At 34.7% G+C, this 20,287-nt stretch carries 19 protein-coding genes; 9 read left to right on the forward strand and 10 right to left on the reverse strand.

All coding sequences use genetic code 11. The features are described from left to right. The 6 genes from IEV72_RS06685 to IEV72_RS06710 all read left to right on the forward strand — a co-directional run bounded on the left by IEV72_RS06685 (nt 1) and on the right by IEV72_RS06710 (nt 4,870). Nucleotides 1-738 (forward strand): metallophosphoesterase family protein, encoded by a 738-nt coding sequence (locus IEV72_RS06685; RefSeq protein ID WP_188458328.1) that lies wholly within the window; start codon nt 1-3, stop codon nt 736-738. Nucleotides 739-838: 100 nt separating this feature from the next. After that, the gene (locus IEV72_RS06690) at nt 839-1,705 is read left to right on the forward strand and encodes a YicC/YloC family endoribonuclease (protein WP_188458329.1); all 867 of its coding nucleotides are present in this window, start codon (nt 839-841) and stop codon (nt 1,703-1,705) included. Continuing rightward, nucleotides 1,705-2,280: a guanylate kinase gene (gene gmk, locus IEV72_RS06695; protein ID WP_188458330.1), complete on the forward strand. Its 576-nt coding sequence runs from the start codon at nt 1,705-1,707 to the stop codon at nt 2,278-2,280. Before IEV72_RS06690 ends, gmk begins: the two co-directional genes overlap by 1 nt. A 5-nt stretch (nt 2,281-2,285) precedes the next feature. Continuing rightward, nucleotides 2,286-2,870 (forward strand): nicotinate (nicotinamide) nucleotide adenylyltransferase, encoded by a 585-nt coding sequence (gene nadD, locus IEV72_RS06700; protein ID WP_188458331.1) that lies wholly within the window; start codon nt 2,286-2,288, stop codon nt 2,868-2,870. A gap of 83 nt (nt 2,871-2,953) precedes the next feature. Next, on the forward strand, nt 2,954-3,961 hold the full coding sequence (locus IEV72_RS06705; RefSeq protein ID WP_188458332.1) for an NAD(P)H-dependent glycerol-3-phosphate dehydrogenase: 1,008 nt from the start codon (nt 2,954-2,956) through the stop codon (nt 3,959-3,961). A 9-nt stretch (nt 3,962-3,970) separates the two neighbouring features. Next, nucleotides 3,971-4,870 (forward strand): EamA family transporter, encoded by a 900-nt coding sequence (locus IEV72_RS06710; RefSeq protein WP_188458333.1) that lies wholly within the window; start codon nt 3,971-3,973, stop codon nt 4,868-4,870. 233 nt (nt 4,871-5,103) lie between these two features. Here IEV72_RS06710 and IEV72_RS06715 read toward each other — a convergent pair whose 3' ends face one another. From IEV72_RS06715 to IEV72_RS06725, 3 genes are all read right to left on the reverse strand, one after another. After that, nucleotides 5,104-6,060, reverse strand: a complete 957-nt coding sequence (locus IEV72_RS06715; protein WP_188458334.1) for an SPFH domain-containing protein — start codon at nt 6,058-6,060, stop codon at nt 5,104-5,106. 347 nt (nt 6,061-6,407) lie between these two features. Beyond that, the gene (gene gltX / locus IEV72_RS06720; protein ID WP_188458335.1) at nt 6,408-7,925 is read right to left on the reverse strand and encodes a glutamate--tRNA ligase; all 1,518 of its coding nucleotides are present in this window, start codon (nt 7,923-7,925) and stop codon (nt 6,408-6,410) included. Between the two features lie 107 nt (nt 7,926-8,032). Then, nucleotides 8,033-10,117, reverse strand: a complete 2,085-nt coding sequence (locus tag IEV72_RS06725; RefSeq protein ID WP_188458336.1) for a peptidylprolyl isomerase — start codon at nt 10,115-10,117, stop codon at nt 8,033-8,035. A 189-nt stretch (nt 10,118-10,306) separates the two neighbouring features. Between IEV72_RS06725 and IEV72_RS06730 the strand changes: the two genes are divergently transcribed. Both IEV72_RS06730 and IEV72_RS06735 read left to right on the forward strand, forming a co-directional pair. After that, nucleotides 10,307-11,029, forward strand: a complete 723-nt coding sequence (locus IEV72_RS06730) for a LytR/AlgR family response regulator transcription factor (protein ID WP_188458337.1) — start codon at nt 10,307-10,309, stop codon at nt 11,027-11,029. Continuing rightward, entirely contained in the window at nt 11,030-12,520 is a 1,491-nt protein-coding gene (locus IEV72_RS06735; RefSeq protein WP_188458338.1) for a histidine kinase, read from the forward strand. It abuts the gene before it with no gap. 3 nt (nt 12,521-12,523) lie between these two features. Here IEV72_RS06735 and IEV72_RS06740 read toward each other — a convergent pair whose 3' ends face one another. The 4 genes from IEV72_RS06740 to IEV72_RS06755 form a co-directional block, all read right to left on the reverse strand. Continuing rightward, nucleotides 12,524-13,114 (reverse strand): DUF3109 family protein, encoded by a 591-nt coding sequence (locus IEV72_RS06740; RefSeq protein WP_188458339.1) that lies wholly within the window; start codon nt 13,112-13,114, stop codon nt 12,524-12,526. A gap of 246 nt (nt 13,115-13,360) precedes the next feature. After that, nucleotides 13,361-13,558 (reverse strand): cold-shock protein, encoded by a 198-nt coding sequence (locus tag IEV72_RS06745; protein WP_188404777.1) that lies wholly within the window; start codon nt 13,556-13,558, stop codon nt 13,361-13,363. A 675-nt stretch (nt 13,559-14,233) separates the two neighbouring features. Then, complete coding sequence (locus IEV72_RS06750) at nt 14,234-14,476, reverse strand: hypothetical protein (RefSeq protein ID WP_188458340.1); 243 nt, start codon at nt 14,474-14,476, stop codon at nt 14,234-14,236. Between the two features lie 2 nt (nt 14,477-14,478). Further along, nucleotides 14,479-16,260, reverse strand: a complete 1,782-nt coding sequence (locus IEV72_RS06755; protein WP_188458341.1) for a chloride channel protein — start codon at nt 16,258-16,260, stop codon at nt 14,479-14,481. A 128-nt stretch (nt 16,261-16,388) separates the two neighbouring features. Between IEV72_RS06755 and IEV72_RS06760 the strand changes: the two genes are divergently transcribed. Further along, the gene (locus IEV72_RS06760) at nt 16,389-17,744 is read left to right on the forward strand and encodes a short-chain fatty acid transporter (protein WP_188458342.1); all 1,356 of its coding nucleotides are present in this window, start codon (nt 16,389-16,391) and stop codon (nt 17,742-17,744) included. Nucleotides 17,745-17,795: 51 nt separating this feature from the next. Here IEV72_RS06760 and IEV72_RS06765 read toward each other — a convergent pair whose 3' ends face one another. From IEV72_RS06765 to IEV72_RS06775, 3 genes are read right to left on the reverse strand one after another with little or no spacing between them, the layout of a single operon-like run. Then, nucleotides 17,796-18,458, reverse strand: a complete 663-nt coding sequence (locus IEV72_RS06765; protein ID WP_188458343.1) for an HD domain-containing protein — start codon at nt 18,456-18,458, stop codon at nt 17,796-17,798. Between the two features lie 14 nt (nt 18,459-18,472). Next, nucleotides 18,473-19,471, reverse strand: a complete 999-nt coding sequence (locus IEV72_RS06770; protein ID WP_188458344.1) for an acyl-ACP desaturase — start codon at nt 19,469-19,471, stop codon at nt 18,473-18,475. Between the two features lie 11 nt (nt 19,472-19,482). Further along, nucleotides 19,483-20,223, reverse strand: a complete 741-nt coding sequence (locus IEV72_RS06775) for a lysophospholipid acyltransferase family protein (RefSeq protein WP_188458345.1) — start codon at nt 20,221-20,223, stop codon at nt 19,483-19,485. Nucleotides 20,224-20,287: the final 64 nt, after the last annotated feature.

The raw sequence follows: 20,287 nt of genomic DNA on the forward strand, positions 1-20,287 counted from the left end.
ATGGCAAATTATAGAAGAACACTAGTAATTGGAGATATTCACGGTGGTTTAAAAGCATTAAAACAACTGCTGGACAAAGCAAAAGTAAACCACAACGATTTATTGATTTTTTTGGGAGATTACGTAGACGGTTGGTCCGATTCTGCTGAAGTAATTAGCTTTTTAATTGAATTAAAAGCAGATTACCAATGCCGGTTTATCCGCGGTAATCACGATGCGTTGGTAAACAATTGGTTAAAAACAGGAGATGCCAATGATAAATGGATGGAGCACGGCGGACAAAGCACAAAAGATGCTTATCGAAATATCGATAAAAGTACTCGAGAGCTGCATATTCAGTTTATGGACAATTTAGAGAATTACATTATTGATTCCCAAAACAGATTATTTTTACATGCTGGATTTGCTAACTTACACGGTCCAGACTATGAATTTCATAAACACATGGTGTATTGGGACAGAACGCTTTGGGAAATGGTTAAATGTATGGATTCAAACTTATCTACCGAAGATGAATTTTATCCAGACCGACTCAAATTATTCAAAGAAATTTACATTGGTCACACACCCACCACACGCATTGGTGAAAATAAACCCGTAAACTTTCAAAACGTTTGGAATATAGACACAGGAGCAGCTTTTAAAGGCTCGTTGAGTATGATGGACATTGAAACCAAAGAAGTTTGGCAAAGTGATCCCGTCTACAAATTGTATCCTGATGAAGATGGGAGAAATTAATCAATTGAAATAGGTTGTTTTATAAGGTTTAATATTAAAAGTATAACTTCATTGCTTAATCCTTGCAACTCAATTAACTTTGCAGCTTAAATTTTAGTTCATGATTCATTCTATGACGGGTTTTGGAAAATCTACTGTCCAACTACCTAACAAAAAAATTAGTGTAGAAATCAAGTCTTTAAACTCTAAAAACTTAGATATCAACACCCGAATGCCTTCGCAATACCGAGAGAAAGAATTGGAAATGCGTAAAATGATTGCAGCAAAAGTAGGCCGCGGAAAGGTAGATTTTACCCTGCAAGTTGAAATTACAGGAGATGAAACTTCAGCTAAAATTAATCATGAAATTGTGAAAGCTTACATGTACGAACTTCGTGATTTGGCTAACATAAGCAATGCAGAAAATGCTAAATTGTTAGAGATTGCACTTTCTCTGCCTGATGCTGTTTCCACAGAAGTTACAGAAGTAGATGAAGCTGAATTTAAAGCCATTCAAAATACCATTCAAGAAGCCTTAGAAAACTTAAATGCATATCGGAAAGACGAAGGTTTGGCAATGGAAAAAGATTTCAAACACCGGATTGAAAATCTTCAACAATTATTAGAAGAAGTCATTCAAATTGACCCCGAACGGATTCAAAATTTACGAGCAAAACTAGAAGCAGCCATAGAAGATTTAAAAACCAAAGTAGACGAAGACCGTTTTGAACAAGAATTGGTTTTTTATATTGAAAAATACGATATTACCGAAGAAAAAGTTCGCCTGGCTAACCACTTGTCTTACTTTATTGAAACCATAACTGCGGCTGAGTCTAGCGGTAAAAAACTGGGTTTTATCAGTCAAGAAATGGGGCGAGAAATCAACACCATTGGCAGTAAATCCAATTCAGCAAACATGCAAAAATTAGTGGTACAAATGAAGGATGAGTTAGAGAAAATAAAAGAACAAATGCTGAACGTATTGTAATGAAAAACCAAGGTAAACTTATTGTATTTTCTGCACCTTCAGGCTCTGGCAAAACCACTATTGTCCGTTATTTATTAAGCAAAGAAGAACTCAATTTAGATTTTTCTATTTCAGCAACTTCGCGTGCTCCACGTGGGCACGAAAAACACGGTGAAGATTATTATTTTATGAGCTTAAAAGAATTTAAGCAACACATCAAGAAAGACGATTTTCTGGAATGGGAAGAAGTATACCGAGATAATTTTTACGGCACTTTAAAAGCAGAAGTAGAACGCATTTGGGCAGAAGGAAAGCATGTAGTTTTTGATATTGATGTGGTGGGTGGCTTAGATATTAAACAAATTTATCCAGAACGTACTTTGGCTGTTTTTGTAAAGCCACCCAGCATTGAAGAATTAAAAATTAGATTGAAAAAGCGCAAAACGGAAAGCGACGATAAAATAAACATGCGCGTTGCCAAAGCTTCTATTGAAATGGCTACCGCACCACAGTTTGACCATATCATTATCAATAATGAACTCAGTGAAGCTTTGGAAGAAGCCTATGATTTAGTAAAAGAATTTGTTGAAAATTAAGACTAATGAAGAAAAACATCGGTTTGTATTTTGGCAGTTTTAATCCCATACATATCGGGCATGTAATCATTGCCAATTACTTAGCAGAATTTACCGATTTAGATGAAGTGTGGTTGGTTATTTCACCACAAAGTCCGTTTAAAAAAAGGGCTACTTTATTAGAAAATCACCATCGTTTCGAGTTGGTATATCGCGCAGTTGAAGGATTCGATAAGCTAAAAGCTTCCAATATAGAATTCGATTTGCCTACACCAAATTACACGGCTAAAACCCTATGTGTGTTAGCGGAAAAGTATCCAGACTATCATTTCAGCATTATTATGGGAGAGGACAATTTACGCAGTTTTCACAAATGGAAAAATTACGAATACATTTTAGCACATCATGATATATATGTTTGTCCACGTTTAGGTGAAACCAAAATAAATGAAACTTTTTTGAAGCATCCACACATACATTTTACAAAAACTCCTATTATGGAAATTTCGGCCAGCTTGATTCGCAATGCTATAAAAGAAGGAAAAAACATTGAGACCATGCTACCTACTCCCGTTTGGAAATACATAGACGAAATGAATTTTTACCGATAAACTACAAGCTATAAAGCCTAATTCTTGTAAAGTTTTCAATTGAAATGCCTATTTTTGGTTACTTATTGAAAAAATGAAAATTCATGCAAGATTCGCATCCTAATATTTCGGTAATTGGCGGTGGAAGTTGGGCAACAGCCATTGTAAAAATGCTTTGCGAAAATCTTCCTAAAGTTACTTGGTATATGCGTAATGAAGAAAGCATTGCACATATAAAAACCCAACAACATAATCCCAATTACCTGAGTTCTGTCGAGTTTGATACCGACCAATTGGATTTAACAAACAACATCAACTATGCTATTCAAAAAGCAGATGTGGTTATTTTTGTGGTTCCTTCGGCTTTTTTAACCGCAGAATTAAGCCCGTTAACGGTAGCTTTAGACGATAAAATTGTTTTTTCTGCCATCAAAGGAATTGTTCCAGAATCCTATTTAATTGTAGGCGAACACTTCAACGAAAAATACAATGTTCCTTTTGAAAATATTGGCGTAATTACGGGTCCTTGCCATGCAGAAGAAGTGGCTTTAGAGCGTTTATCCTACTTGACTATTGCCTCTGCCACCGAAGCACATGCTTTGCTCATTTCAAAATACATGAGTAGCGACTATATTAAATGCAAGGTAACCGAAGACGTAATTGGAACTGAATATGCCGCAGTTTTAAAGAACATTTACGCCATTGCAGCAGGAATTGCTCACGGCTTAGGTTATGGTGATAATTTTCAGAGCGTATTGATGAGTAACTCTATTCGAGAGATGAAACGCTTCATTAAAAAACGCTATAAAATGAAACGCAACATCAACGATTCTGCTTATTTAGGCGATTTGTTAGTTACGGGTTATTCGGTTTTTTCCCGCAATCGTTTTTTTGGAAACATGATTGGAAAAGGCTACACCGTTAGAAGCGCACAAATGGAAATGAACATGATTGCAGAAGGATATTATGCAGTTAAAAGCGCTTACAAAATAAATGAAGACAGCGGCAAAAGAAAAACCAAAACTCCGATTATCAATGCTGTACACAAGGTGCTTTACGAAGGAAAGAATCCACGTAAAGTATTTACCAAATTAGCCGATAAGCTAGATTAATTTTTTTGTATGAATTCAATTTTACGCGGGAGCATTTTTGTTGCTATTGCTGCTTCCTGTTATGGTGTACTGACCACTTTTGTTAAACTAGCTTATCACGATGGATTTAGCACTAGAGAAGTTACTTTAGCTCAGTTATTAATCGGTTTTGTGGGATTGAGTATTGCCAATACTTGGTTCATGAAAAAACGACCCGCAGGCGAAATTTCAAAATCCAGGTTGTTGAAAAGCAAGCTCTACCTTGCGCTTTCAGGAACATCTTTGGGTTTTACCAGTATTTTTTATTACATCGCTATGAATTACATCAGCGTTTCGGTTGGCATTGTTTTACTGATGCAAAGCGTTTGGATGGGCGTAGTTTTAGATGTCTTGGTTAACAAAGTAAAACCCACCACGCAAAAAATCATAGCCGTCTTGGTTATTTTAATTGGAACTTCGCTTGCAGCCAATTTATTTTTTAGTCAAGTTGAAGTAAGTCTCACGGGAATTTTTTACGGCTTATTAGCCGCACTTTCTTACACCGTTACTATGTTCACTTCCAATCGGGTTGGTCTTGCATTACATTCCATTACCCGGAGCAAATGGATGATGACGGGCGGTTTGGTTGTAGTTAGTATGTATGCCATTCCTGCCATTTCAGATTTCAATTTCGATATCTTTATACTTTGGGGTCCTATTTTGGCGCTTTTTGGCACTATTTTACCGCCTTTGTTTTTTACCGCAGGCATGCCGAAAATAAATGTAGGTTTGGGTGCGATTGTTTCAGCTATTGAATTGCCCGTTGCAGCAATTATGGGTTATTTGGTGTTAAACGAAGCGCAAAATTTCAGTCAATGGTTAGGGATTTTTATGATTCTATTTGCCATTGTGTTTATGAATCTTAAGCGAGCCAAGAAAGTAGTGGAGTAAATTAGTTGATCTAGCGATGGTAATATTTTAAACCTTCAAGGTTTGTTAAACCAGTCGACTTGCTAAATCAGTTGACTTGAATTTACATCTTTATACTGAAAGAGCTTTTTTGAAATGCTTTGCAAATCCTGCGTTAGGGATTGCAGTGAAAATCCTTTTTGGAAGGCACGACCAAAAAGATTGTAGCGGAAAGCCCGACCCCGATCTAAAATCGGGGTAACGCCCAAATTAAATTACTTTTTTCCACTCTTATTTTCTTTCTGTTGAAGTTCCTTCTTCTCGTTTTGCTTCTTCATTTGCTCTCCAATTTGGCTAGATGCGGTAAAAGAAGCTATCATATTGTTTAGCATTTCGCTTCCGGCTTGTGGCGAATTAGGCATCAAAATTAAATTGGAATTGGTTTCGCCTCCAATGGATTGTAAGGTATCGTAATGTTGTGTAACTACAATTAATGCAGAAGCTTCTTGAGAATTGATGCCTACGTTGTTGAGTACGTCTACACTTTCTTCTAGACCACGAGCAATTTCACGACGTTGGTCGGCAATACCTTGTCCTTGCAAGCGCTTGCTTTCTGCTTCGGCACGGGCTTTGGCTACAATTTTGATGCGTTCTGCTTCGGCTTCAAATTCGGCAGCCACTTTTTCGCGTTCGGAAGCATTAATTCTATTCATGGCTTCTTTAACTTGTTGGTCTGGGTCAATATCAGTAACCAAAGTTTTTATAATATCATATCCATAGTCTTGCATGGCATCATTCAACTCTGCTTTTACGGCATTGGCAACATCGTCTTTGCGTTCAAAGACATCGTCTAATTTCATTTTAGGAACTTCGGCACGAACTACATCAAACACATAAGAAGTAATCTGCGCACTCGGACTTTCTAATTTGTAGAAGGCATCATACACACGGTCTTTTACCACTTGGTATTGTACCGAAACTTTTAAGCCCACAAACACATCGTCTTTGGTTTTGGTTTCTACAAACACGTCTAATTGTTGAACTTTTAAATTGATTCTTCCTGCTACTTTATCTACTAGCGGAATTTTAAATTGTAATCCTGAATTGCGAATGCTATTATAACGCCCGAATCGTTCAAGAATAGCTGATGTTTGCTGCTTTACTACAAATGCAGCGGAGATGATCAGTAAAACTAAAATGATAAGTAATACTACTGTTAAAATATTTCCCATAATGAATTGTTTTTATTGTCTCTAAAAGTACGAAATATTATAAAGTAAAAAATGTTTTTGTTTAGGACTTTGAGTTTTGCATAATAGAAATATGCACAAAACACTGTATTATTTAAATTAGCTATTTTGTGAAGTAATTAAAAACTTCTTTATGCCTATTATTCTTTAGTAATTGTACAGCTGCGAAGTCTGGAGACTTCGCAGAGCGGGGTTTTAGCCATCTCATTTTTACTTTTAATTGTCATGTCGAACAAAGTGAGACATCTCAGGCTACTTATATCGCAAAGCATTATTTTGACAATGTTGACGAATAATATTGAGTGATGAATACACTTATTCTAAACTAACTACCCTAATGTTTCAATAGCAAAATCCAAACGTTTTAAGCATTCTAATTTACCAATTGAACCGGCAATATGGAAAACATCAGGTCCGCGCATTTCGCCGACAAGGGCTAATCGGAGTGGCTGCATAACTTTTCCAAATCCAACTCCTTTGGCTTCGATCCAAGGTTTTATGGTTGCTTTTAATTGTTCTTCAGAAAAATCATCTTGTTTTTCTAACAGGTCTTTCAATTCTTGCATTAACAAAGCGGTATCTTCTTTCCAAGCTTTTTTGCTGGCTTTTTTATCGAATTCCTTAGGAGCTTCAAAATAAAATTTACTCAATTCCCAAAAATCAGATACAAAAACCGCGCGTTCTTTTACGGTTTCAATTACTTCTTCAATATATGCATTGCTTTTCTCAATTCCTTTTTCACGTAAAATGGGCACAAACTCTTGAATTAAATAATCGATTGGCGCTTTGTGCATATATTGTTGCTGAAACCAATGCGTTTTTTGAATATCGAATTTAGCTCCTGCTTTGTTTACTTGATTTAAGTTGAAGGCTTCGACCAATTCATTTAAAGTGAATAATTCTTGGTCTGTTCCTGGATTCCAACCTAAAAACGCCAACATATTGATGACGGTTTCGGGCAGGTATTTTTCTTCTCGATAACCCATAGAAACTTCGCCTGTTTTTGGATCTTTCCAATTTAATGGAAATACGGGAAAACCTTCTTTGTCTCCATCACGTTTGCTTAATTTTCCTTTTCCTGATGGTTTCAAAATAAGTGGTAAATGTGCAAATTTAGGCGCTTCCCAACCAAAAGCTTCGTAAAGTAAAACATGCAAAGGCATGGATGGCAACCATTCTTCTCCCCTGATAACATGAGAAATTAGCATGTGGTGGTCGTCTACAATATTGGCCAAATGATAGGTCGGCATGCCGTCGCTTTTAAACAAAATCTTATCGTCTAAATTATCGGTTTCTACTTCAATATAACCACGGATTTCGTCGTGCATATTTAAAAAGCGATTAACCGGTGTTTTAAATCGGATAACGTAATTTTCGCCTTTGGCTAGACGTTTTTCAATTTCGTCTTGGCTAAGGTGGAGCGAATTATTGAGTTCGTTTCGGGTTAATGGACCATAGCTAAATTTTTCGCCTTTGGTTTCGTATTGACTTCTGAGTTGGTCAAGTTCTTCGGTTGTATCAAAAGCGTAGTATGCATGGCCACTTTCAATTAATGTCTGCGCGTGTTTTTGATACAAGTCTTTGCGTTCGCTTTGTCGGTAAGGTCCAAATTTGCCTTCTTTTCCTGGGCCTTCATCAAATGGTATTCTACACCAATTTAAGCTTTCAACAATGTAATCTTCGGCTTCGGCCACATACCTACTTTGATCTGTATCTTCTATACGAAGAATAAAATCTCCTTTGTGTTTTTTGGCAAATAAATAATTGTATAGCGCGGTTCTTACTCCGCCAATATGAAGCGGTCCTGTTGGACTTGGGGCAAAACGTACACGAACTTTGGTATCCATTTTCTTTTTTTGCAAAGATAAGAATTGAAAGCCGTTTGGATAATGATTAACAAATAAAAACCCGATGCGTTTGCATCGGGTTTATTTTATTTTTTATTGAATACTCACTAGTAAAAACGTGAGCGATTGTCTTCAATTTCACGGGTTTCTTTAAGTGCTTTAAGCAATTTAGAATTTTGACCGCGAATGTTTTTTAAACGTTCTTCTGTTTCTTGTTTTGCAATTCCTGAATAAGAAGGTAATTCTGAAGCTTCATTGCGTTGTAAAAGCTTCACCATAAAGACTCCTTTTTCTCCTTTAACCGGTGCGCTTGTATTGCCTACTTCTAGACCAAATGCAGCCCCAACTACGGCTGGCTCTTCGCCTACACCTGTTAACATTGGGCTTTCTAAATTTACAGCAGTTGCACGTTTTTTATCTACACCAAATTGTGCAGTAAAGTCTTCTAGTGAATTTGAAGAAACTTGCTTCATGATATTTTCGGCTTGTTTCTCTTTTTTAAGAATAGGGGTTACAACAGCAGAAGCTTGTTCTACAGATTGTAATCCTTTTTCGTTTCGGCTTACCAGTTTAGCCACTACATAACCTTGTGAAATTTCAAAAAGTTCAGTATCTCCTACTTGGTTTTCTTTTTCAAAAGCCCATTTTACAATTGGCCGTTGAACTCCTAAACCTGTAATGCGCTCTTCTAATTTTTTTATTCCGTTAATTGGCTTGATGTTTACACCATATTCTGTAGCCAACTCATCAAAATCTTTTTCTCTTGTATCCAGTAAAAAGTTCGAAGCTTCACGGTAAATGGTTGTTGTGGTTACTTCTGAAGGTTGTACTTCTCTAGTTAGTGTTGTTAGTTTTACTGCTTTTTTAGGTTCAGTAAGGTTTTCTACGTGAACAACATGATATCCAAAATCAGATTCGATTACTTGTATACTTTCGTTTTTGGCTGTAAAAACTTTTTCATTAAAATCTTTATCTCCACCAAATAATCTTCCAAACTTAAGTGTTCCTAACTCTCCACCTTTAGCTCCACTCAGCTTATCGGAAGAAAAGGCTTCAGCAAATTCTTCGTATTTATTTTTATCGCTTTGTAATTCTGATAATAAACTATCGGCTAGCATTTCTGCTTCTTCTTTGCTTCTGGTTACTTCTGGATCTACTCTTGCTCCTTCAAAAGTTACCAAAATATGCTTTACATCTGCAGAATCTGCAATGGTTTTTGTTTCAATTAGTTTTGATAGCTTCCAAGCATTAGCATCTTTGTATGGTCCGTAAACTTCCCCAATGTTTAAGTTGTAAAGTTGCTGACTAAAGTCTTTTTTCAAATCATATTCAAACTGAAAATCGGCTTTGTAAGGTGAGTCAGAATTTAAATTTACAAAGTCTTCTGTATCTTCTGTTGTTTTAAATTCTGTAATTAAAGCTTGAATATCACTTTTAACTTTTGCATCATCTTCGTTAGAAGGAAGTTCTTCAAATAAAACGTATTCTATATCGGCTTTAGCATCTTGCTTAAAGCGTTCTTTGTTTTTATTGATGTAAGATTTAATGTCTGATTTTGAAATATCTACATCTTCAGCTTCTTCGTAAGCTATGTATGCAAATTCTAAATTTAAATTGTCGTTGTTTAATTTGTAAATGCGTTCTGCTTCAAATAAAGTTACATTTAAACCAGCTTGAATTAAATTGTAATATGAATCAGTTAAGATTTGCACTTCAATTTCATCTAAATAATTTTGCCAAGCTATGTATTCTTGTGGCTTCGTTTCCTGAATATTGGCTACATATTCCACCATTTTGCTTTCGCTAAACAAACCTTCATCATTAGAAAAAGTTGGGTTTCCTGCTAATTGATCTTCTAAATAATCTAAAATTTGAGCTCTGCTGGCTTGCAAACCAAGTTTTTCAAATTCTTGTTTAAGAATGGTTTGGTTTACTTGTGCATCCCAAACTTGGTTAACTGCACGCATAGTAGATCCGTTTGCTCCTAACTGATTGCGGTAGTTTTCAACTTGTCTTGCAAATGCTTCTTGTTCTATTTTTTCTTCACCAATTACACCAACATTAGTAGTTGTTTTCTCTCCAGAGAAACCACCTTGTTTAATTACATCAGCAAGCACAAATGAGAACAAAGCTAGTGCAATTACTGCAATGAGTACTACGGTTCTCTGTCTTATCTTACTTAAAATCGCCATCTTATATCTTTATTAAAATCAGTTGGCGAAAATAAGATAAATCTTTGTATTATGAAACTTTAGCTTACTTATTGCTGAACTTAAGTAATTATGCATCAAAGCTTCACTTTACACATAATTTTGTGCCTACTATACATCAGTGTTAACAATTAAATTTTTTTTAACTAAATTAGTCTGAAAATCTGCACTATGCTTGAAGTTATTATAATAGATGATGAAGCTAAAGCAATAAAAAGCTTAAAATGGGAGCTCGAAAATTTTTGTAAAAACATTAAAGTTTTAGATGTTTTTACCGATGCGGAAAAAGCGCTGCATTTTCTAAGAAAAAATATTGTAGATGCAATTTTTCTAGATATCCAAATGCCTAAAATGGATGGCTTTCAATTTTTAGATCAACTAAATAAACGAGATTTTGCTGTTGTTTTTACTACAGCTTTTGATGAATTTGCCATAGATGCCATTAAACAAAATGCGCTAGACTACCTTACTAAACCAATTGATACCGATGATTTAATTGAAGCTGTTAAAAAAATAGAAACACACAAAAACAACTTATTAACGCGTGATGCTCTTGAAGAAAGTTTGCTTGCCAACAATGAACAACGCATAAAAATTAGCGTAGATGGTAAGTTGCTTTTTTTAGAAGCCGCAGAGATTATTTATTGCGAAAGCGATGGAAACTACACCAGAATTTATCTTGAAAATAACCAAAAGTTATTTGTAACTAAAAAATTAAAAGAAGTACAGGAGTTATTACCAACTTCATGTTTTTTTAGAGTTCATAACTCATACATTGTTAACTTAAAAAAAGTAAAGGCCTATTATAAGACAGATGCATATGTAGAGTTATCTAACAAAAAGCAAATTCCTGTTTCAAGAAACAAAAAATCGAGTTTTTTAGATAAAATATAAATGCAAATTAATGAGGCATTTCTAACAGATTTCCTTTGGCACATTACATTCGTGTTGCTTTTTGTATTTACTATTATATCTGGGCTAATTGCTTTGTTTACTAAAGAAAAAACCTATTTGTTTTATGCATTGTATACTTGTTTTTTATTGACCTATATTTTCCTTAAAACACCTTACAAAGAAATTCAAGATTACTTTATTGACCTTTTTCATCCTGCTTATAATTTTTATTCTCAAACTCTTTTTTATAGTTTCTACATATACTTTTTTCTGTACTTCCTAGATATTGAAGATTATTTCCCAAGCTTGACTAAAAAAATTAAAATACTTTTGTTTTGGGTTATAAGTGTTAGTACAGTTGTATTTTTTATAGCTGTAATTGCCGATATTAACTGGCTCTTTACTGCCTATTTCTTTTATCTCTACATTCCTTTTAACGTAGTTATGGGTGTACTTGCTATTGCAAAAGCTAGTAAAACCCCAGGATATTTGAAATATTTTTTTGTTATTGGAAGTGTTATTTATCTATGCTTGGCCATATTATCACTAATATTAAGCTATAGTGACTATAATTACCAGACCACAATAGTGCTTTTTGGCTCTTCTTTTTATTTGTACCCCATTTTGTTTTTTTACATTGGAGTTTTTATAGAGCAAATCATGTTTTCTTTAGGTTTAAGTTATCGTGTTAAAATGATAAATGAACGGCTTTTAGAACAATACCAAAGAAATGTTTTAATCAACAAAAAACTGAATGATCATTTAGTCAAAAGAGAAAGTGAAATACACATATTAACGGCAAAAGCTGAAGAAGACCGTTTAGCTAAATTAAAATCTGCTTACGACTCACAAATTAATAAATTGCAACTTAGTTTGCTACACAATCAAATGAATCCGCATTTTATCTTCAATGCGCTTAACTCAATAAAGGTTTATTTAATTGAAAATGATAAAGAAAAAGCCATTTATTATTTGAATAAATTTTCGAAACTAATTCGGAGAATATTAGAAAGCTCTCGAGGAGATACGGTTTCATTAGAAGAAGAATTAAATATTATTAATCTATACATAGACATTGAAAAAATTCGCTTTGATGATGCTATAGATGTTAGTTTCGACATTCCATTTGAGCTTGGTTTATCTAGCATAAAAGTGCCTCCACTTTTGTTACAGCCTTTTGTTGAAAATGCTATTTGGCATGGTTTGTCTTCACTAGAAAACAACAAAAAACTTCATTTTAAAGTTCGGAAATTAGAAAATGGAATACAACTAAAAATTATAGATAACGGAATAGGCAGGAAAGCATCTAAACAAAACTACAAGCAGAAAAAAATTAAAAAAAGTTCATTGGGTTTACAAATCAGTAATGAACGCATAGACTTCTTCAACAAAAGGGAAAAACTAGACTATAAATTTAGCATATTAGATTTACAAGATACAAATGGAAATGCTTGTGGCACCGAAGTGCGATTCAACTTTACTAAAAATTAGGCTTTATGTTCTATTTTTAAATTCGGCATAATGGGTGGCCACTTCTTCTAGTTCTTTGTACCAGTCTTCACCAAATTTTTCAATTAAAGAATCCTTCGTAAATTTATAAACGGGTGTTTGCAGTTCTTTGCCCAAACTACAAGCTGGCGAACAAATATCCCATTTATCGTAATTAACCGCTTCAAAAGAAGATAGCTTCTGAATGCGTATGGGATATAAAGCACAGGAAATCGGTTTTTTAAAATCTATTTTTTGATCGCGGTAAGCTGCTTCAATAGAGCAAAGTGCAATGCCTTGTTCGTTGAAGTTAACGTAGGCACATTCTTTATTATTAACCAAAGGGGTTTCCAGTTCATCATCGTCGAAAGAAGATGTTACAAATTTTCCCTGCGCTTCAATGGCTTGAATACCTTCTTTGCGCATATAAGGTTTTACTTTTTCGTAAACTTCTTCTAATTTTTGAGATTCTTTGTCTGTTACAGGTGCGCCGGCATCGCCAGCCACACAACAAGCACCTTTACACGCATTGAGATTACATGTAAAATCGTTCTCTAAAATTTCTTCAGAAACAAGTGTTTTTCCAATTTGAAACATATGGCAAAGGTAAGTGGTTAAGTACTAATACCGAATGTTATTTTAATGTCGCATAAATGCTCCTTAAAATACCTGCCTTTAACAGGCAGATACGTCGGTATTATACATGACGGATTTTATCAACGATATTAATAAATTAAAATGGTATAATTTTAAAAATGAATCTTAATTTTTGAAATGAAGACAAAGAAAAAGCGCTCTTTTAAAAGAGCGCTTTGTAAGGCTTGAAATAAAATAAAATATATGTTATTCTAAAATCACGCGTACATCTGTAGCGTTCATTCCTTTTCTTCCTTCTTGTTCGTTGTACTCAACTCGGTCACCTTCTGCGATGTTTTCGCCATTCAATCCTGTTACGTGAACAAAGATATCCTGTCCGGTTTCCTCGTTTGTAATGAATCCATAACCTTTTGATTCATTGAAAAATTTTACTGTACCTTCCATAATAATAATATAATATAAATTTAAATATGGCACAAAGATATGTATAATTACACCACTGCAACTATTTTAGCAATTTTATTTTGAAAAAAATATTGATTTTGAGAAAGTTATATGCTTTAAACTGACAAATATCAAGCATTATACATAACATGAAGCATCTGTTTTGCATTTTCATAAGATTCTGTCAATTCAATTGAATTTCACGATTGAAATGAGTGATTCCGAAGTCTAAGAAGTATCGAGAATAAGAATTTTCCGATATGAATTGGTTCTGGATAGGATTTTTTTCAGAAATCACTACCAATGAAGTCCTTATGTAAGTTGACTGTTTTAAGTTGCTTTCAAGTGGGTTTACTTGTTTTGCTATTAATGAATAAATTTGATTGAAATTTTTTCCCTAAAGGGAAATGCCGAAAGGCAAAGGGTGTTTTTTGTGTGTTAGTTTACACCCAACCCTTTCCCTTCCCTCAATGGAAGGGTAGAAGCTAATGCATAGTTTAAATGAAAAATTTTGTTTTAATTGTTACTTCCCATTAAATGAATTTTTCAAAATTTACTGAGGCTCAAACCTGTCTGACTGAACAGGCAGGCCTGCCTGCGGTAGGCAGGCTGACATCATGCCATCTATTTTAACTCAAATTACATGTAATTGAAAGAATATTTTACTTACATGGCTTATTTATCAATTCCTTTATCTTTCATCTTATCTAAGTTTTCTTTGGTCAAGGTATAATCGCTTAACTTTTTGCCTTTCCAACGATGTATTAAAAACAAAGGCATCAAAATAAAAACAGAAGCCAAAACAGAAACCCCAATAATGGTTTCGCTCAGTTTTAATTCGCCTTCAAAATGATAATAGGTTCCAACCGCAATGGCGGCAATAATTATGTAAAAAAGTATTTTTATAAGTAGCTTCATATTTATACGCTTAATTCTATTAATTTTTGTCGGTATGCTGTGAGCAATTTAGATTTAGAAACAAAACCTTTGTATTTGTCATTTTCTACCACAGGTAAATTCCACGCATTACTATTTTGAAATTTCTGCATGATATCTTTCATCGTGCAGTTATTCAAATCTATTACTTCTGGAGCTTGTTGCATGATGTCAATTACCTTTACTTCTTCGTATAAACTTTGGTCAAACATAATGGTTCTGATATCATCTAATAAAATCACTCCCTTAAAGATATGATTTTTGTCTACAACTGGAAAGATATTCCTTGAAGAATTCACTACGCCTACTTTTACAATTTCGCCCAAATTGTAATTGATGTTTAAAGGAATAAAATTAGTTTCAATTTCCTGCCGAATATCCATCAAAGTCAACACGGTTTGATCTTTATTGTGGGTGAGTAAATCGCCACGCTGAGCTAATTCTATGGTATAAACCGAGTGCGGTTGAATTTGAGAAGTTATAAAAAATGAAATCCCTGCAGTAATCATCAACGGAATAAACAAGCCATAACCACTGGTAATTTCAGCTATAAGGAAAATTGCGGTTAGCGGAGCATGCATAATTCCCGCCATTAAGCCTGCCATTCCTACCAAAGTGAAATTGGTAACTGAAATTTGTTTGAAGCCCAAAGAATTTACCAACAAAGCAAAGGCATTTCCCATCGTGCTTCCCATAAACAACACCGGAGCAAAAATTCCGCCTATGCCACCTGCTGCAATGGTTACCGAAGTGGCAATAGATTTAAAAATGAAAACGATTACTAGAAATAGTATAACATACAATTGTTGGTCTAAATAATCATTGAAAAAATTGTTTCCCAAAGCTTGTAAGTAATCTTGTTGAAGCAAACTGTTGATGACTTCATAGCCTTCACCATAGAGTGCGGGAGCAATAAAAATGAGAATTCCCAAAACCACACCACCAACTAACATGCGAATTGCTTTGTTGTTCAACTTCTTGAACCATTTAAAAATGGTAAAATAGACTTTGCTGAAATACAAGGAAACTACAGCAGAAAACAAGCCTAATAAAACATAAAACGGCACGTCTGAAACATCAAACTCATCTTCTAGGATGGTATGTAAAATAATGTCGTTACCAAAGAAAAAATAAGAAGTAAGTATAGCCGAAACCGAAGCGGTAAGCAAAGGAATCATAGATGCTAAGGTCAAATCGAGACTAAAAATTTCGATAGCAAAAATAATTCCTGCAATAGGTGCCTTAAAAATACTAGACATAGCAGCAGCAGCGGCACAGCCTACCAATAAAGTTCGCGCTGCTTGATTCATTTTAAAATAGCGGGAAAGTCTTGAACCCAAGGATGCTCCTGTGACCACGGTGGGTGCTTCCAATCCAACCGAACCTCCAAAACCAATAGTTAGCGGAGCGGTAATTAGGGAAGCATAACTTTGAAAACGCTCTAATATTCCTTTTTTTCGGGAAATGGAATATAAAGTAACTACAATCCCTTGACCAACTTGCCTTTTGTAAATAAAATTGACAATTAAATACACCAAAGCTAAGCCGATCAGTGGAAAAATAAAGTAGTAAGAATAATGGTAGGTGGCTAAATATTTTCCCGTTAGTAACTGCTGAATGAAATAACTCAGGTTTTTTAAAACCACTGCCACTAAACCCGATGCAAAACCAATAAGCACACTCAACAAAATTAAAAATTGTTGTTGACTGAAATACTTGTTTTTTAAACGAAGTAAGTTGAGATTAAATCGAACTGATTTAGGCATAAATAATTCAATTGTATAAAAAATCAAAAGTACATTAATATTAGGGTGAATTGAAAATTTAAATCAATCTCATCTTACTTAATTTTAAGTTTCTAAATTTGAAAACTTGAAAAAGACACTGTACTAAAATGAAATTTGAAAAAATACTACCATCTCCATTTGCTTTAGCCATTTTGTTAAGTGTTTTAAGCATTCTTTTGGCATTGGTTTTTACATCCTCGCCCGCAGATGAAAATCATTTGGTAAACATTTTAAGCTATTGGGAAAATGGTATTTGGAATGAAGCTTTACTGGTTTTTGCCTACCAAATGATGCTGATTTTAGTTTTAGGGCACATTTTAGCGTTGAGCAAACCCGTTCAAAAGCTCTTGGATTTGTTAACTGGGTTTGTTAAAAATACTTCTACAGCGGTAGTTTGGGTTAGTTTTTTTACCTTAATTGTTGCCTTTTTCAATTGGGGTTTGGGGTTGATTTTTGGTGCTTTACTCGTTCGGAAGATTGGAGAAAAAGCAGCCAAAGAAGGTTTTCAACTCAATTATCCACTTTTAGGAGCAGCAGGTTACGTGGGCATGATGGCTTGGCATGGCGGCATGAGCGGTTCAGCTCCTTTGAAAGCTGCAGAAGCCAATCACTTACCAAGTTTATTTAGTCAAGAAAAATTGCTTCAGTTGGGTAGCAACTTACCTGATAATATTTCCACTTCAGAAACTATTTTTAGTATAGAAAATCTTTTGATTTTTGGTATATTATTGATTGTAATTCCAGCTTTTTTAGGTTGGCTTTCCGGAAAAAAGCATGCAAATAGCCAAAGTATTTTTAAACGATTTCAACAAACACATATCGAAACTGAAAAGGGAAAAATTCATTTTTTAGAAGCTTCCAATGGTGTTGGAGTTTTGTTTGGCGGCTTACTTTTAATTGCATTTGGCATTCAGTACTCTACCAATATTTTGAACTTGAATCTCACACCAAATATGCTTAATTTTTTCATGTTGGGTTTGGGTTTTGTCTTGCATCGGAATTTATTTCAATACAAAAAAGCCTTATCAGAAGCCATCCGCGGAGCAGGTGGAATATTAATTCAATTTCCTTTATATTTTGGTATTATGGGAATTATGAAAGATAGCGGATTGGTTTCAGAAATTGCGTTCTTTTTAACTAGTGTTGCCAATGAACAATTCTTACCTATTCTAACTTTTGTAAGTGCAGGTTTAGTGAATATTTTTGTGCCTAGCGGAGGCGGTCAATGGGCAATACAAGGTCCAATTGCTATAGAATCTGGTTTAGATTTAGGTGTCCCTTTGCCTAAAATGCTTATGGCTTTAGCTTATGGAGACCAAATAACCAACCTGCTTCAACCTTTTTGGGCATTGCCCTTGTTGGCAATTACCAAACTAAAAGCTCATGAAATTTTTCCGTATACTGTATTGCTTTTCTTAATTGGAAGCATCATCTTTATTACTGGTTTGTTATTCGTTTTTTAGTTTTATTGAAGACGAAATAGCCGTTTTTAAAAATGAAACCCTTAGGAAACATTACCAATTGGGTTTCCCACATTCCGCAAAAAATTCATCTAAAAATTGAAGCATAAATTCATGCCTTTGTTGTGCTAATTTCTTACCGGTTTGGGTATTCATTTTGTCTTTCAACAACAGCAATTTTTCATAAAAATGATTGATAGTCGGAGCTGTTGATTTCTTGTATTCCGCTTTAGTTTGCATGGTTTTTGGCGGAATTTCAGCATCGTAAAGCGGTCGGTTTTTATATCCGCCATAATTGAAGGTTCTTGCTATGCCAATTGCTCCTAAAGCGTCCAACCGATCAGCATCCTGAACAATTTGAAAAGCTTTGGATTTTTCAATTATCGGAAGGTTTTCACTTTTAAACGAAATGTGTTTTACAATAAAAACCACTTCATCAATCACTTCTTTTTCCAAATCAAATTGCTTCAAAAAAGAATGTGTTTGTTTTGGTCCCAATTCTTCATCTCCATCATGAAATTTGGCATCAGCAATATCATGCAGTAAACAGGCTAAAGTAACTACAAATTGGTTTGCAGATTCTTCCGCTAAAATAGCTTCAGCGTTGTTCAACACCCGTTGGATGTGATGCCAATCGTGTCCAGCTTCAGCTTCAGCTAACTGTTCTTTTACGTAATCAGTTGTTTGGGCAACTACTTTAACTTGAAATGCATTCAATAGAAAGTTTTTATCTACTTAGCCAAAGCGGGTTTTACCCAAGCAAATGTAGTTTGTTCTTGTGGAACACGCATACGTTGATTAATGCGTTGCATACGGTCAGGAAGTTTCATTACAAAATCTCTTGCTTTTTCAGCTTCCGCAGTCAAACCATTTATTTTTTCAATATTCCATTGGTTGATTAAACTTCGCATAATGTCTATGTAATCTTGACCGGTGTAAACACCAATGCGTTGCGCACAATTTGAAAAGTCTTCGAAAGCTGAACCAATACTTTTTCCAGATTCACGTAAAAAATGAGCAGGCATCACGATTTTACTCACCATCATTTCTTTAAAGGCAATCATCATTTCGGAAGGATCTACTGCAAAAATTTCTTTTACAAAAGTGCTATAAGCGTGGTGGTGGCGCATCTCGTCTCCAGAAATTATTTTACACATTCTAGATAAAGGTTTGTTGCCATATTCCTTAGCAATTTTAGCTACACGATTATGCGAAATGTAGGTTGCTAATTCTTGAAAGCTAGTGTAAACAAAGTTTTTGTAAGGATCGCGATCCGTTTCAATTGAAAATCCATCATTGATTAAATGTTGAGTGGTAATTTCAACTTGGCGCATATCTACTCTACCCGATAAATATAAATATTTGTTGAGCACATCGCCATGGCGATTTTCTTCACCCGTCCATTGTCTTACCCATTTTGCCCAAGGATTATCAGATTTTCCGTCGTGTTGGTTAATGCCTTCTACATCCATAAGCCAAGATTCGTATGTAGGTAAAGCTTCTTCTGTAATGGTATCGCCAACCAACACCACCCAAAAATCGTAAGGGAGTTCTTTGGCTAATTCACGAATTTCCTTTACTTCTTCAAAAAATTTATCACCTTCCGAATCGGGCAAATAATCGCTAGGTTGCCAAATTTTTTCTACTGGAATTAAAAATTGTTGGATAAGTCCATCCACTTTTTCTTCCAGTTGCTTCATTACTTCTAATCGTACATTGAATGCTGACATCTTATTTTATTTTAAATGATTACGCCATTTGTGACGCTTTTTTCTACTTTTTCTACTAATTCTTTTGGATCGAAATCTTTAACAGCGATGGGTTCTTGAACTTCCATTTTTAAATGTACTCCCAAATCTAAGGGAAACATTCCAAAACGCTGAAGTTTCCACGAATTATTTATGGTTACGGGAACCACAATGGCATCGGGGCAGTATTTAAATAACATCATTAACCCGTTTGTTGAAAACTTTTTCGGTGCTCCTGTTTTGCTTCTCGTTCCTTCCGGGAATATGACTGCCGAACGCTTGGTTTGGTTTAAATACTCCGAGAATTTTTTTATTTCGGTTAATGCTTGACGTGAATCCTTTCGGTCTATCAATATCGAACCACCGTGACGTAAATTGTAAGAAATGGCAGGAATACCTTTCCCGAGTTCTTTCTTACTCACAAACTTAGGATGCAATTTACGCAAAAACCAGATAATAGGCGGAATATCATACATAGATTGGTGATTGCTCACAATAATATGTGGTTTTCCTTCTTGAAATGCATCTGCATATTGGTTTTCGAACGTAATTCTTGAACCTAAAACATGCAACGTCCTAAGTAAAAACCAATTGAAAACATCTACACTTTTTTTGTGCGCTTGATAACCGAATACGTTAAAACAAACCCACTGAATAACATGAAAAATAACCAACCACAAGCCAAAAAGCAAGTAGTAAAAAACACTAAAAATATAACTGAATACTTTTTTCATGGACTACAAACAAAAATTGATAACTACTTTAAATTATTTCTATATGCATGCATAATAAAAAAGC

It is taken from the genome of Psychroflexus planctonicus (genome assembly GCF_014640195.1).
Lineage (GTDB): Bacteria > Bacteroidota > Bacteroidia > Flavobacteriales > Flavobacteriaceae > Psychroflexus > Psychroflexus planctonicus.